Annotated in this window: 12 protein-coding genes; 11 read left to right on the forward strand and 1 reads right to left on the reverse strand. The window is 73.3% G+C overall.

The features are described 5' to 3' along the window. The first annotated feature begins 135 nt into the window (after positions 1 to 135). The 4 genes from AB0F71_RS15110 to ftsH all read left to right on the forward strand — a co-directional run bounded on the left by AB0F71_RS15110 (position 136) and on the right by ftsH (position 6,959). Entirely contained in the window at positions 136 to 2,571 is a 2,436-nt protein-coding gene (locus tag AB0F71_RS15110) for a [protein-PII] uridylyltransferase (protein WP_360233140.1), read from the forward strand. A gap of 145 nt (positions 2,572 to 2,716) precedes the next feature. Further along, complete coding sequence (ffh, locus tag AB0F71_RS15115; protein WP_360233277.1) at positions 2,717 to 4,282, forward strand: signal recognition particle protein; 1,566 nt, start codon at positions 2,717 to 2,719, stop codon at positions 4,280 to 4,282. A gap of 97 nt (positions 4,283 to 4,379) precedes the next feature. Beyond that, a complete protein-coding gene (locus tag AB0F71_RS15120; RefSeq protein WP_360233143.1) occupies positions 4,380 to 4,922 on the forward strand; it encodes a GNAT family protein in 543 nt (180 codons plus the stop codon). Between the two features lie 114 nt (positions 4,923 to 5,036). After that, a complete protein-coding gene (gene ftsH / locus AB0F71_RS15125; protein WP_360233146.1) occupies positions 5,037 to 6,959 on the forward strand; it encodes an ATP-dependent zinc metalloprotease FtsH in 1,923 nt (640 codons plus the stop codon). Positions 6,960 to 7,114: 155 nt separating this feature from the next. Here ftsH and AB0F71_RS15130 read toward each other — a convergent pair whose 3' ends face one another. Beyond that, positions 7,115 to 7,819, reverse strand: a complete 705-nt coding sequence (locus AB0F71_RS15130; RefSeq protein ID WP_360233149.1) for an SAM-dependent methyltransferase — start codon at positions 7,817 to 7,819, stop codon at positions 7,115 to 7,117. Between the two features lie 407 nt (positions 7,820 to 8,226). Here AB0F71_RS15130 and proS point away from each other — a divergent pair, with 407 nt between their 5' ends. From proS to rplS, 7 genes are all read left to right on the forward strand, one after another. Further along, positions 8,227 to 9,639: a proline--tRNA ligase gene (proS, locus tag AB0F71_RS15135; RefSeq protein WP_360233152.1), complete on the forward strand. Its 1,413-nt coding sequence runs from the start codon at positions 8,227 to 8,229 to the stop codon at positions 9,637 to 9,639. Positions 9,640 to 10,083: 444 nt separating this feature from the next. After that, positions 10,084 to 10,662, forward strand: a complete 579-nt coding sequence (locus AB0F71_RS15140) for a hypothetical protein (RefSeq protein ID WP_188307074.1) — start codon at positions 10,084 to 10,086, stop codon at positions 10,660 to 10,662. Between the two features lie 436 nt (positions 10,663 to 11,098). Next, on the forward strand, positions 11,099 to 11,527 hold the full coding sequence (gene rpsP / locus AB0F71_RS15145) for a 30S ribosomal protein S16 (protein ID WP_360233154.1): 429 nt from the start codon (positions 11,099 to 11,101) through the stop codon (positions 11,525 to 11,527). A 2-nt stretch (positions 11,528 to 11,529) separates the two neighbouring features. After that, the gene (locus AB0F71_RS15150) at positions 11,530 to 11,769 is read left to right on the forward strand and encodes an RNA-binding protein (RefSeq protein WP_030056773.1); all 240 of its coding nucleotides are present in this window, start codon (positions 11,530 to 11,532) and stop codon (positions 11,767 to 11,769) included. 163 nt (positions 11,770 to 11,932) lie between these two features. Further along, the gene (gene rimM / locus AB0F71_RS15155) at positions 11,933 to 12,493 is read left to right on the forward strand and encodes a ribosome maturation factor RimM (RefSeq protein WP_360233157.1); all 561 of its coding nucleotides are present in this window, start codon (positions 11,933 to 11,935) and stop codon (positions 12,491 to 12,493) included. A 134-nt stretch (positions 12,494 to 12,627) separates the two neighbouring features. Further along, positions 12,628 to 13,446 (forward strand): tRNA (guanosine(37)-N1)-methyltransferase TrmD, encoded by an 819-nt coding sequence (gene trmD / locus AB0F71_RS15160; protein WP_360233280.1) that lies wholly within the window; start codon positions 12,628 to 12,630, stop codon positions 13,444 to 13,446. A gap of 154 nt (positions 13,447 to 13,600) precedes the next feature. Beyond that, the gene (gene rplS / locus AB0F71_RS15165) at positions 13,601 to 13,951 is read left to right on the forward strand and encodes a 50S ribosomal protein L19 (RefSeq protein WP_030056776.1); all 351 of its coding nucleotides are present in this window, start codon (positions 13,601 to 13,603) and stop codon (positions 13,949 to 13,951) included. The last annotated feature ends 40 nt before the right edge of the window (positions 13,952 to 13,991 follow it).

Genomic DNA, 13,991 nt, shown 5'->3' on the forward strand with positions numbered 1-13,991 from the left:
CTGCGACGCCCAGCCGCACGACGGCCCAGCCCTACGACGGCCCAGCCCTACGACGGCCCAGCCCTACGACGGCCCAGCCCTACGACGGCTCCTCCCTACGACGGCTCATCCGCACCACGGACGGGACCCACGCGCATGACCACCGAGACCAGCCCCTCCGACCCCCTCGGCCACGCGGCGGCCAGGACCGCGCTGCTGGAGCGCCCCGGGCTGACCGGCCGCCCGCGCCGGGCCGCGCTCGCCCGGCTCACCGACGACTGGCTGGCCGCGCTGCTCGCCGATGCCGGAGCCCCGGCCTCCGGCGTCGCGCTGGTCGCCGTCGGCGGCTACGGCCGGGGCGAGCTGTCCCCGCGCAGCGACCTGGACGTCCTGCTGTTGCATGCCGGCCCGATCCCCCGCGAGCTGCCCGAGCGGATCTGGTACCCGGTCTGGGACGCGGGCGCCAAGCTCGACCACTCGGTGCGCACCGTCGCCGAGGCCCGGGCGGTGGCCGCCACCGACCTCAAGGCCCAGCTCGGCCTGCTGGACGCCCGGCACCTCGCCGGGGACCGGGAGCTCACCGCCACGCTGCGCTCCGCGGTGTTCACCGACTGGCGCGCGAGCGCCCCCGCCCGGCTGCCCGAACTGCGCGAGCTGGGCCGGGAGCGGGCCGAGCGGCACGGCGAACTGTCCTTCCTGCTGGAGCCCGACCTCAAGGAGGCCCGCGGCGGTCTGCGCGACCTGGTCGCGCTGGACGCCGTCGCCGCCACCTGGCTGGCCGACGCGCCCCGGGACGGCCTGGACGCCGCCGCCCTGCGCCTCGCCGACGTCCGCGACGCGCTGCACCTGGTCACCGGCCGGGCCACCGAGCGGCTCGGCCTCCAGGACCAGGACCAGGTCGCCGAGCGGCTCGGCGTGCTGGACGCCGACACCCTGCTGCGCCAGGTCTACGAGGCCGCCCGGACCATCGCCTACGCGAGCGACGTCACCTGGCGGGCGGTGGACCGGGTGCTCGCCGCCCGGTCCGGCCGGGGCCGCCGGGCGGTCCGGCTGGGCTTCCCGTTCACCGGCGCCGGGCGGGGCGCCGGCGCGGTGGGCCGGGGGGCCGTCGCCCGCCGTCCGCTCGCCGAGGGCGTGGTCGAGCAGGACGGCGAGGCGGTGCTCGCCCAGGCCGCCCGCCCGGCCGCCGACCCGGTGCTGCCGCTGCGCGCCGCGGCCGCCGCCGCGCAGAACGGGCTGACCGTCTCGTACGCGACGGTGCGCCGGCTGGCCGCCGAGTGCCGCCCGCTGCCGGTGCCCTGGCCGGACGAGGCGCGCGAGCAGCTGGTGACCCTGCTGGGGGCGGGGGAGGCGGCCGTCCCGGTGTGGGAGGCGCTGGAGGCGGAGGGGCTGGTGACCAGGCTGCTGCCGGACTGGGAGCGGGTCCGCTGCCGTCCGCAGCGCAACGCGGTGCACCGCTGGACGGTGGACCGGCACCTGGTCGAGACGGCGGTCCGGGCCGCCGCGATGACCCGCCGGGTGGCCCGACCGGACCTGCTGCTGGTCGCCGCGCTGCTGCACGACCTCGGCAAGGGCTGGCCCGGCGACCACAGCGAGGCCGGCGAGGTGATCGTCCGCGACCTGGCTGCCCGGATGGGCTTCCCCGCCGAGGACACCGAGACCCTGGCGGTGCTGGTCCGCCACCACCTGACGCTGGTGGACACCGCCACCCGGCGCGACCCGGACGACCCGGCCACCGTCGAGGCGATCACCAAGGCGGTCGGCACCCTGCCGGAGCTGGAACTGCTGCACGCCCTCACCGAGGCCGACGCGCTGGCCACCGGCCCGGCGGCGTGGAGCAGCTGGCGGGCCTCCCTGGTGGACGGCCTGGTGGCCCGGGTCGCCGCGCAGCTGGCCGGCGGCGCGGTCGCCCCGGCGCAGGCGCCGCCCGGCGCGGAGCAGGAGCGGCTGGCGGTCGAGGCCGCCCGCACCGGCGCCCCCGCGCTCTCGCTGCTGGCCCAGGCCGAGGGGGCGGACCCGGGCACCGAGCCGATGGGCGTCGAGCTGAACCTGGCCGTCCCGGACCGGCCCGGGCTGCTCGGCACCGTCGCCGGGGTGCTGGCGCTGCACCGGCTGACCGTCCGCTCGGCGGGCCTGCGCGAGCTGGACCCGATCGGCGCCGGCCCGGTGCTGCTGCTGTCCTGGCGGGTGGCGGCCGAGTTCGGCGAGCTGCCGGAGGCGGCCCGGCTGCGCGCGGACCTGCGCCGGGCGCTGGACGGCTCGCTGGACGTCTCCCGCCGGCTCGCCGAGCGGGACGCCGCCGCCCCGCGCCGCAAGGGCATCCCGACCCCGCCGCCGCTGGTCACGGTGGCGCCCGCGGTGGCCTCGGCGACCGCGACCGTGCTGGAGGTCCGGGCGCACGACGCCCCCGGGCTGCTGCACCGGATCGGCCGGGCGCTGGACGGGGCGGGGGTGCGGGTGCGCACCGCGCACGTCTCCACGCTGGGGGCGGAGGCCGTCGACTCCTTCTACCTGACCGATCCGGCGGGCCTGCCGCTGGACGCCGAGCGGGCCCGGGAGGTGGCGGCGGCGGTCCGGTCGGCGCTGGACTGAGGGCCTCCCGCCCGGGCGGCGGAGGCCTGCCCGCACGGGCGGTGGAGCTCCGCCCGTACGGGGGTGGAGACCGTACCCGGGGCGGCCGGATACCCTGGGGACGACGACCGTACCGATACCGATGCCGCAGAGGACCCGCGACGACGTGTTCGACACCCTTTCCGATCGCCTCGCAGCGACGTTCAAGAACCTCCGGGGCAAGGGCCGCCTGAGCGAGGCGGACATCGACGCCACCGCCCGCGAGATCCGCATCGCGCTGCTGGAGGCGGACGTCGCGCTGCCGGTCGTCCGGGCCTTCATCAAGCAGGTCAAGGAGCGGGCGCTCGGCGTCGAGGTCTCCGGCGCGCTGAACCCGGCGCAGCAGATCATCAAGATCGTCAACGAGGAGCTCATCGCCATCCTCGGTGGCGAGACCCGCCGGGTGCGGTTCGCCAAGAGCGGCCCGACGGTCATCATGCTCGCCGGTCTCCAGGGTGCCGGTAAGACCACCCTGGCGGGCAAGCTCGGCGCCTGGCTCAAGAAGCAGAAGCACACCCCGCTGCTGGTCGCCTGCGACCTCCAGCGCCCCAACGCGGTCAACCAGCTCCAGGTGGTCGCCGAGCGCGCCGGCGTGGCCTTCTACGGCCCGCAGCCGGGCAACGGCGTCGGCGACCCGGTGCAGGTCGCCAAGGACTCGATCGAGTACGCCAAGCAGAAGCAGTACGACGTCGTCGTCGTCGACACCGCCGGCCGCCTGGGCATCGACGCCGAGCTGATGCAGCAGGCCGCCGACATCCGCGCCGCGGTGAACCCGGACGAGGTCCTGTTCGTCGTCGACGCGATGATCGGCCAGGACGCGGTCACCACCGCGCAGGCCTTCCTCGACGGCGTCGACTTCACCGGTGTCGTGCTCTCCAAGCTCGACGGCGACGCCCGCGGCGGTGCCGCCCTGTCGGTCGCCCACGTCACCGGCCGCCAGATCATGTTCGCCTCCAACGGCGAGAAGGTCGACGACTTCGACGCCTTCCACCCGGACCGGATGGCCTCGCGCATCCTGGGCATGGGCGACGTCCTCTCGCTGATCGAGAAGGCCGAGCAGACCTTCTCGCAGGCCGAGGCCGAGAAGATCGCCGCCAAGCTGCGCGGCGGCCCGAAGGCCTTCACGCTGGACGACTTCCTGTCCCAGCTGGAGCAGGTCCAGAAGATGGGCTCGATCTCCAAGCTGCTCGGCATGCTGCCCGGCATGGGCCAGATCCGCGAGCAGATCAACAACATCGACGACAAGGACGTCAACCGGGTCGGCGCGATCATCAAGTCGATGACCCCGACCGAGCGCGCCGAGCCGGAGCTGATCAACGGCTCCCGCCGGGCCCGCATCGCCAAGGGCGCGGGCGTCCAGGTCGGTGAGGTGAAGAACCTGGTCGAGCGGTTCTTCGACGCCCGCAAGATGATGTCCGCGATGGCCTCCGGCAAGGGCATGCCCGGCATGCCGGGGATCCCGGGCATGGGCGGCGGCGCGAAGAAGTCCGGCAAGAAGGCCCCGCAGGCCAAGGGCAAGCGCAAGAGCGGCAACCCGTTGAAGCGGGCGCAGGAGGAGGCCGCGGCCGCCGAGCGCCGCGCGCTCGGCCCGGGCGCCGGCCAGGGCCCGGCCGACGGCGGCGCGTTCGGTCTCGGCGCGGGCAAGGGCCCGGCCGACTTCGAACTGCCCAAGGAGTTCAAGGACCTGCTGTAGTCCTCGGCGTCCCGCTGTGCGGCCCGTCGTCCGGAGCTCTCCGGGCGGCGGGCCGTTCGCGTGTCCGACGGGCTTCGCGGTGCCGGATGATGTCGGCATGTCAGATGATGTCGGCGTGCGAGTGATGATCAGGGCCCCGAGGGCCGAGGACGAGGTTGAGTACGCGGAGGCGGTCCGACGCTCCGCCGAGCACATCGGACGGTGGAACCCGGTCGAGCCGGACGGGCTGCCGGAACTGCTCGGACGCCAGGGGGCGGGCCTGCGCACGTTCCTGGTCATCGACCGGGAGACCGGCGGGCTGGTCGGCAAGGTGAACGTCGCCAACATCGTGATGGGCCGGTTCTGCAACGCCTCGCTGGGCTACGACTCGTACCTGCCGTACGCGGGCACCGGGCGGATGACCGAGGGCCTGCGACTGGTCCTGGACCGCTGCTTCGCCCCGCAGTCGGCCGGCGGGCTGGGCCTGCACCGGCTGGAGATCAACGTACAGCCGGAGAACGAGCGCTCGATCGCGCTGGCCAAGCGGCTGGGCTTCCGGCACGAGGGCTACACCCCGCGGATGCTGTTCCTCCAGGGGGACTGGCGCGACCACGAGCGGTTCGCGCTGACCGCGGAGGAGTGGCCGGGCGGCACGGCGTAGTCCGCCGTCGGAAGGTCATATCCGCTGGTCGCAGGCCTCGGTGCGGGCCGTACGGGCGGTCGGGCGCGGCGTTGCGGTTGGCCCGCCCGAGCGGCTGTCCGTATCGTCCGGTGGGTGACCGAACCCGTGCCGCCGCGCCAGACCCCCGACCAGCCCTGGCGGTCCGAGGGCGCCCCGCCCCCGCCGCCGCCCCGCCGCCGGATGCCCGGCGGCTGGGCGGGCCTCGTCCTCACCGCGCTCGTGGTGTTCCTGATCTCCGACCTGCTGCTGTCGTTCTTCGGCAACCAGGGCGCCACCACGATCTCCTACACCGAGTTCAACAACCAGCTGAACAAGGGCAACATCACCAAGATCTACGCCAAGGGCGACGCGATCGAGGGCACCCTCAAGGGCGCCCAGCCCAAGCCCGACGGCGGCAAGGGCGACTACACGGACTTCGCCACCCAGCGCCCCTCCTTCGCGGGCGACAACCTGTGGACCACCCTGCAGCAGCAGGGCGTCGAGGTCACCGCCACCTCCCCGGTCCAGCAGCGCAGCTTCCTGACCAACCTGCTGCTCTCGCTCGCCCCGATGCTGCTGCTGGTCTTCGTCTGGGTGCTGCTGGCCCGCCGGATGGCCGGCGGACTCGGCGGCGGACCGCTCGGCCGCAAGGCCCCGCCCAAGCCGGTCACCGCCGACCAGGGCAAGCGCACCACCTTCGCCGACGTGGCCGGCATCGACGAGGTCGAGGCCGAACTCACCGAAGTGGTCGACTACTTGAAGAACCCCGAGCGCTACCGCAGGCTCGGCGCCAAGATGCCGCGCGGGGTGCTGCTCAGCGGCCCGCCCGGCACCGGCAAGACCCTGCTGGCCCGGGCCGTGGCCGGCGAGGCGGACGTGCCGTTCTTCTCCGCCTCCGCCTCCGAGTTCATCGAGATGATCGTCGGCGTCGGCGCCAGCCGGGTCCGCGAACTGTTCGCCGAGGCCCGCAAGGTCGCCCCGGCGATCATCTTCATCGACGAGATCGACACCATCGGCCGCCAGCGCGGCGCCGGCGGCGGCATGGGCGGGCACGACGAGCGCGAGCAGACGCTCAACCAGATCCTCACCGAGATGGACGGCTTCACCGGCTCCGAGGGCGTCATCGTGATCGCCGCGACCAACCGGGCCGACGTGCTCGACCCGGCGCTGCTGCGCCCCGGCCGCTTCGACCGCCGGATCACCGTCAGCCCGCCCGACCGGGAGGGGCGCGCGGCGATCCTGCGCATCCACACCCGGGCCGTCCCGCTGGCCGGCGACACCGACCTCACCCAGCTGGCCAAGGTCACCCCCGGGATGACCGGCGCCGAACTCGCCAACCTGGTCAACGAGGCCGCCCTGCTGGCCGTCAAGCGGCAGCAGGACACGGTCAACGAGCGGGACCTCTCGGACGCCCTGGAGAAGGTCCAACTCGGCGCCGTGCGACCGCTGGTGATGCCGCAGGAGGAGCGCGAGCGGACGGCGTACCACGAGAGCGGCCACGCGCTGCTGGGCATGCTCCAGCCGGGCGCGGACCCGGTCCGCAAGATCACCATCGTGCCGCGCGGCCGCGCCCTCGGCGTCACCCTCTCCACCCCGGAGAACGACCGCTACTCGTACACCGAGCCCTACCTGCGCGGCCGGATCATCGGCGCGCTCGGCGGGATGGCCGCCGAGCAGGTGGTCTACGGGGTGATCACCACCGGCGCGGAGAGCGACCTGGAGCAGGTCACCAACATCGCCCGCGGGATGGCCGGGCGATGGGGGATGAGCGAGCGGGTCGGGCGGCTCACCGCCGTGCCCGCGGACGCCCAGGGCGCGTACGGGCTCTCGGCGGCGCCGACCACGCTGGACGCGGTGGACGAGGAGGCCCGGCGGATCGTCGCCGAGTGCTACGAGGACGCGGTGCGGATCCTGAACGAGGAGCGGCACCGGCTGGACGCGCTGGCGGCGGCGCTGCTGGAGGCGGAGACCCTGGACGAGGAGGCGGCCTACCGGGCCGCCGGGGTGCCGCGGAAGGCCTCCGAAGAGGAGGCGTGAGCCGGGAACCGGGGGCGCCCGCCGTGGTGGCGGGCGCCCCCGGTTTTCGCGGGGCACATCAGTGGGGCACAGGGGTCTCCGGCAGGCAGATCCGCGGGCCAGATCCGCGGGGCAGATCCGCGGGGCCGACGGGCCTCCGGCGGGGCCGCCCGCGATCAGCGGGGCCGCTCGGCGACCAGGTAGCGGAAGACGTTCTCCATCCGGACCGAGCCGTCCGGGCGCAGGTACGGCTGCAGCGCCTCCTCCAGCTCCTTGGCCACCAGCGGGGCGCCGGAGAACTCCTCGGCCGCCTCGAACAGTCCGGTGGAGAGCAGGCCGCGCACCGCGCTGTCGAGGTCCGGGTAGGCGAACGGGCAGCTCACCCGGCCGCTGCCGGCCGGACGCAGGCCGGCCGGGGGCAGCAGGTCCTCCAGCGCCCCCGGCGCGCTCAGTTCGAAGGGGTCGCGCGCGGTGGCCCGCCCGGCCGTCCGGCGGGCGGCGTCCAGCACCGGGGCGCTCTCGCAGCGCTCCGGGGGTCCCCAGGCGGCGAGCACCACGTGCCCGCCCGGGAGGGTGAGCCGGGCCGCCTCGGCGACCACCGGCCCGGGCTCGGCGGAGCCGGGCAACTGGTCGAAGACCGTCACCAGCGAATGGGCCGAGCGGGGGACGGCGGCGGTCGGCCGGGCCCCCGCGCACACCCGCAGCCGACGGCCCCGGGCCAGCTCGCGCAGCTCGTCCCGCGGCTCCTGCCCGGCGACCTGGGCGCCCCGTCCGGCGGCCAGCAGCAGGGCCAGCCCGGACCGGCAGCCCAGGCCCAGCACGCTGCTCGCCGGACCGACCTCCAGGCGGTCGTAGACCGCCTCGTAGAGCGGCACCAGCATGCGCTCCTGGATCTCCGCCCAGTCGCGCGCCCGCGCGGGCCCTGCGGCCTCCTGCGGGGGGTGGTGCGGTCGTGCGCCGGTCGGTTGTGTGCCCGCCGGTCGTGCGGCCCCTGGTCGTGCGGTCCCTGGTCGTGCGGTCGTGCCGGTCGTCCGAGCTGAAGCCATCGCGGCCTCCCATCCGGTCCTTCGGTGTGCAGCTACGGCTCCCCCAAAGTCCCGCCCCACTCCAGCGAACAGCGGGTCGGGCCCGGCGTCCAGAGGGGTGCGGGGTGGTGCGCGCGTGTCGCGGTCGTGCGCCCCCTGCGGGCGGCCTGCGGTCGGTGTGCCACGACTGAGGGTGTCCTCACCCCCTCATCGGTGTGATACCGATTCGAAGTGAGGGGGCCGATCCCCGTACCATTCCGCCCATGGCTAAGGCACCCGTTCTCACCCCTCAGGCGGAAGACTTCCCGCGCTGGTACCAGGACCTCATCAACAAGGCCGAGCTGGCCGACAACGGTCCGGTGCGCGGCACCATGGTCATCCGACCGTACGGCTACGGCCTGTGGGAGCGGATGCAGCAGGAGATGGACGCGCGCATCAAGAAGGCGGGCGCCCAGAACGCCTACTTCCCGATGTTCATCCCGCAGTCCTACCTGACGAAGGAAGCCGAGCACGTCGAGGGCTTCGCGCCCGAGCTCGCGGTGGTCACCCACGGCGGCGGCAAGCAGCTGGAGGAGCCGGTCGTCGTCCGGCCGACCTCCGAGACCATCATCAACGAGTACTTCTCGAAGTGGGTGCAGAGCCACCGCGACCTGCCCCTGCTGATCAACCAGTGGGCCAACGTGGTCCGTTGGGAGCTCCGCCCGCGCGTCTTCCTGCGCACCACCGAGTTCCTCTGGCAGGAGGGCCACACCGCCCACGCCACCTACGAGGACGCCCGTGCGTACGCGTCGATGATCCACACCCAGGTCTACGGCGACTTCATGACCAACGTGCTCGGCATCGACGTCGTGCTCGGCCGCAAGACCGCCAAGGAGCGCTTCGCCGGCGCCATCAACACCCTCACCCTCGAGGGCATGATGGGTGACGGCAAGGCGCTGCAGATGGGCACCAGCCACGAGCTGGGCCAGAACTTCGCCAAGGCGTTCAACACCACCTACCAGCTGCAGGGCGCCGAGCGCGAGTACGTCTGGCAGACCTCCTGGGGCGTCTCGACCCGCATGGTCGGCGGCCTGATCATGTCCCACGGCGACGACAACGGCCTGCGGGTGCCCCCGCGCCTGGCCGCGGTCCAGGCCGTGGTGCTGGCCATCAAGGGCGACGACGCCGTCATCGCCAAGGTCCGCGAGATCGGCGCCCAGCTGGAGGCCGTCGGCATCCGGGTGGTGGTCGACGACCGCACCGACACCCCGTTCGGCCGCCGCGCCGTCGACTGGGAGCTCAAGGGCGTTCCGGTGCGCATCGAGGTCGGCCCGCGCGACCTCGAGAACGGCACCGCGATGCTGGCCCGCCGCATCCCGGGCGGCAAGGAGCCGGTCTCCATCGACGCGCTGGCCGCCCTGCTGCCGGGCGTCCTGGAGGAGGACCAGGCGCTGCTGCTGCGCCAGTCCCGCGAGCGCCGCGAGTCCCGCACCGTCGACGTCAAGACCCTCGACGAGGCCGTGGAGGCCGCCGCGACCGGCTGGGCCCGGATCTCCTGGGCCGACCTCGGCCCGGAGGGCGAGGCCAAGCTGGCCGAGCAGGGCGTCACGGTGCGCTGCATCGTCGCGGCCGACGGTTCGGTGCCGCAGGCGGACGACCAGGACGGCAATATCGCGATCGTCGCACGCGCGTACTGATGTGATCGTGGCGTGCGCGTACTGATCGCGTGCCGCCCACCGATGTCGGCCGTCGTCGGGTAATGACCGGCGGCGGCGACATTTGCCCGGAATGCGGGCGGGTAAGAATCCGGTAACTCTGCCGGAGCGGGCCGAGTAGGGTACATCCCTACTGGCCGGTCAACTGCCGGTATTAACGGAATAGCGGTACGGTGTACGGCCCGTGGCCCTGTCAACTTCGACGGGCCCACGGGCCGTACGTCCAGGGGGCGACAGCCCGCTCTCCGGACGGAATTCACGAGGCCCGCCGACGTTGCGACGGGCCGAAACCCGCAGGGGGTTGGTCTTGTCTCAGATCCGGAACGCGCAATTCGCGCGCAGTCGTGCATTCCTGGGAGTTCCCTGGGAATTCCCGGAGAACGGGAACATGCGGAACATCGGCACACTCTGCATCGTTGGTCTAGCGTGAGCACGACACAGCCCCTCGTCCTCGCGGCCGAACTGGCCGCCGCCTGGAGCGACATCCAGGCCTACCACCAGGACCTCCCCGACCTGGCCTCGCCCGAGGCACTGATCGGCGAGTCCTCCTCGGCCTGTGGCACGCGGCTCGGTTTCGAGCGGCTCCTCCACGAGGCTGCCCACGGTCTGGCCGCGGCCCGGGACATCCGGGACACCTCGCGGGCCGGCCGCTACCACAACCGGCGCTTCCTGATGCTCGCCTCCGAGCTGGGCCTGGCGCACCCGGTCGAGCCGCACGCCAGCAGCGGCTTCTCCCAGGTGACCATGCTCAAGGAGACGCAGGAGCGCTACGCCGAGACCATCGAGCGGCTGGACCGCGCCCTCGGCGCGCACCAGGAAGCGGTGGCCGGCGACGGCACCAACCGCGCGTTCCGCGGCCCGGCCGCCCGGCACGGTTCCTCCGGGGGCGGCGTCCGGGTCAAGGCCGTCTGCGGCTGCGGGCGCAACGTCCGGGTCGTGCCGTCGGTGCTCGCCCAGGCGTCCATCGTCTGCGGCGCGTGCCAGCAACCGTTCAAGATCGCGTAATCCGGGGTCGGGACCGGTCGACGACTGTGCGGGCAGTCGGCTCGGCCGGGATGATCGGCACCGGCGGCATCGGTGGCATTGGTGAGTCCGTGGGCTGACCGGGAGCGGGGGCTCCCGGTCGAGCCCTGAGCGGTTCCCCCTGCTCCGGCCCAGTTGTTTCTCGGCTCCGCCCGAGGCGCTCCCTCGGCACCGTCCGAGGCGCCCCCGGCTCCGGTCCAGGTGCTCCCCGGCTCCGGCCCAGGTGCTCCCCGGCTCCGTCTGCGACGGCCGGGTGAAGAGCTCTGCCGCCGATATGGCAGAATGGACAGCTGAGTACTCGGCAGCCGAGCAGGACCCCTCTCTCCTACGGCTGGCGTGTCCCTTGAGCGGACCGCCCCGCAACCCCACGCGGACGCGAGACCCCTCACCCACGTCAACACCAGGAGAATCCACTCCCGTGGCAGTCAAGATCAAGCTCAAGCGTCTCGGCAAGATTCGCTCCCCGCACTACCGCATCGTCGTCGCCGACGCCCGCACCAAGCGTGACGGTCGCGCGATCGAGGAGATCGGCATCTACCAGCCGACCTACAACCCCTCGAAGATCGAGGTCGACGGCGAGCGCGCCCAGTACTGGCTGTCCGTCGGCGCCCAGCCGACCGAGCCGGTGCTCGCCATCCTCAAGCTGACCGGCGACTGGCAGAAGTTCAAGGGCCTGCCGGCTCCGGAGCCGCTGAAGGTCGCCGAGCCCAAGGTCGAGGACTTCTCGCACCTGTTCGCGAAGGCCGTCGCCGGCTTCGAGGACGCCACCACCGGTGTCGCCATCACCCCGAAGGCCAAGAAGTCGGACAAGGCCGAGGCTGAGGCCGACGCCGGCGCCGAGGCCTGATCGTGATCGAGGACGCCCTCGACCATTTGGTGAAGGGCATCGTCGAGCACCCCGACGAGGTGCAGGTGCGCTCGCGCAACCTGCGTCGGGGCAACACCATCGAGGTGCGGGTGCACCCCGATGACCTCGGCAAGGTGATCGGCCGGGGTGGCCGCACGGCGCGCGCACTGCGCACCGTGGTCGGCGCCCTCGGCGGTCGCAACGTCCGGGTCGACCTGGTCGACGTGGACAACATTCGCTGACGCAGCTGCTCGTTCAGCCGTCGGGCTTGAGGCCGACCGGGACGCATGTCGTCCCGGTCGGCCTTTCTCTGTCTCCGGCCGCCGGACCCAGCCTTCGTCACCGGTTTCGTCACCAGCCTTTGTCTCTGCCTTCTCGCCCAGCAACTCCAGGAGAACGATCACCGTGCAGCTCGTCGTCGGCAGGATCGGCCGTGCCCACGGCATCCGGGGGGACGTCAGTGTCGAGGTCCGCACCGACGAGCCGGAACTCCGGCTCGGCCCCGGTGCCGTCCTGCTCACCGACCCGGCCTCGGCCGGGCCCCTGACCGTCGAGTCCGGCCGGGTGCACAGCGGCCGGCTGCTGCTGCGCTTCGCCGGCGTCAAGGACCGCAACGCGGCGGAGGCGCTGCGGGGCACCCTGCTGATCTCCGAGGTCGACCCGGAGGAGCGTCCGGACGACCCGGAGGAGTACTACGACCACCAGCTGGTCGGCCTCGACGTGGTGCTGCTCGACGGCACCCGGGTCGGCGAGCTGACCGGGGTCGTCCACCTGCCGTACCAGGACCTGCTCACGGTGGAGAAGGCCGACGGCACGGAGGTGTTGGTGCCCTTCGTCACCCAGATCGTGCCGACCATCGACCTGGAGAACCAGCGGGCCGTGATCACCCCGCCGCCCGGGCTGATCGACCTCGACGACGCCGAGGTCGCCGGCGGCGCTTCGGAGGAGCCGGAGGAGTCCGAGTGAGCACGGAGCAGGACCTCGCCCGGACGGACGTACCGGCGGACGCCCCGACGTCCGTAGCGGGGGACAACCCGGCGGCCGTACCGGCGGACGCCCCGGAGAGCGCTGCGGCGGTCACCCCGGGCGTCCAGTCGGGGATGCGGATCGACGTCGTCTCGATCTTCCCGGAGTACCTGGAGCCGCTGAACATCTCGCTGGTCGGCAAGGCCCGGGCCCGCGGCCAGCTGGACGTGCACGTCCACGACCTGCGCGGATGGACCCACGACGTGCACCGCACGGTGGACGACAGCCCGTACGGCGGCGGCCCCGGCATGGTGATGAAGCCCGAGCCGTGGGGTGAGGCGCTGGACGCGGTGGTGGCCGGCGGCCCCGAGGGCCAGGTGCCCACCCTGGTCGTTCCCACGCCCAGCGGGCGGCCGTTCACCCAGGAGCTCGCCCAGGAACTCGCCGGGCGCCCCTGGCTGGCGTTCACCCCCGCGCGGTACGAGGGCATCGACCGCCGGGTCATCGAGGAGGCGGCCACCAGGATGCCGGTGGTCGAGGCCTCGATCGGCGACTACGTGCTGGCCGGCGGCGAGGTCGCGGTGCTGGTGATGGTCGAGGCGATCGCCCGGCTGCTGCCCGGCGTGCTCGGCAACGCCGAGTCGCACCGGGACGACTCCTTCGCGCCCGGCGCGATGGCCGACCTGCTGGAGGGCCCGGTCTACACCAAGCCCGCCGAGTGGCGCGGCCGGACCGTCCCGGACGTCCTGCTCAGCGGCAACCACGGCAAGATCGCCCGCTGGCGGCGGGAGCAGGCCTTCGCCCGCACCCTGGCCAACCGGCCCGACCTGGTCGGGCGCTGGCAGTACGGCGCCTTCGACAAGAAGGACCGGGCGGCGCTCAACGCCCTGGGCCTGGTCTGGGACGAGGAGCTCGGCCGATTTCGGTCCACGGCCGTCGATGTGGAAGAATAGGCCGCTGCTGTCTGTCGCTGGCCCCCTTCCGTAGGGGGCGCGTGGACCGGCGCCCCCGCCACGGGGGGATCGCCGTCAGCCGATGCGGCCCGCAGCTCACCCCATTGTGACGAACTTCCGTGGGCGGCCCGTGGCGCCTGCGATGGAGAGCAACATGAGCAACAAGCTCGCTGCTGTCGACGCGGCCTCGCTGCGCACCGACATCCCGGCCTTCCGTGCCGGTGACACCCTGAAGGTTCACGTCCGGGTCATCGAGGGCAACCGCTCCCGTGTCCAGGTCTTCCAGGGCGTCGTCATCCGCCGCCACGGCGCCGGCATCGGTGAGACCTTCACCGTCCGCAAGGTCAGCTTCAACGTCGGCGTGGAGCGCACCTTCCCGGTGCACACCCCGGTCGTCGAGAAGATCGAGGTCGTGACCCGCGGTGCGGTTCGCCGCGCCAAGCTGTACTACCTGCGTGACCTCCGCGGCAAGGCCGCGAAGATCAAGGAGAAGCGCGACCGCTGATCCACCGCCCCCCGGCCGCGCCGGGGGACCGGAGCGCTCC

It is taken from the genome of Kitasatospora sp. NPDC028055, assembly GCF_040637885.1.
Taxonomy (GTDB): Bacteria; Actinomycetota; Actinomycetes; order Streptomycetales; family Streptomycetaceae; genus Kitasatospora.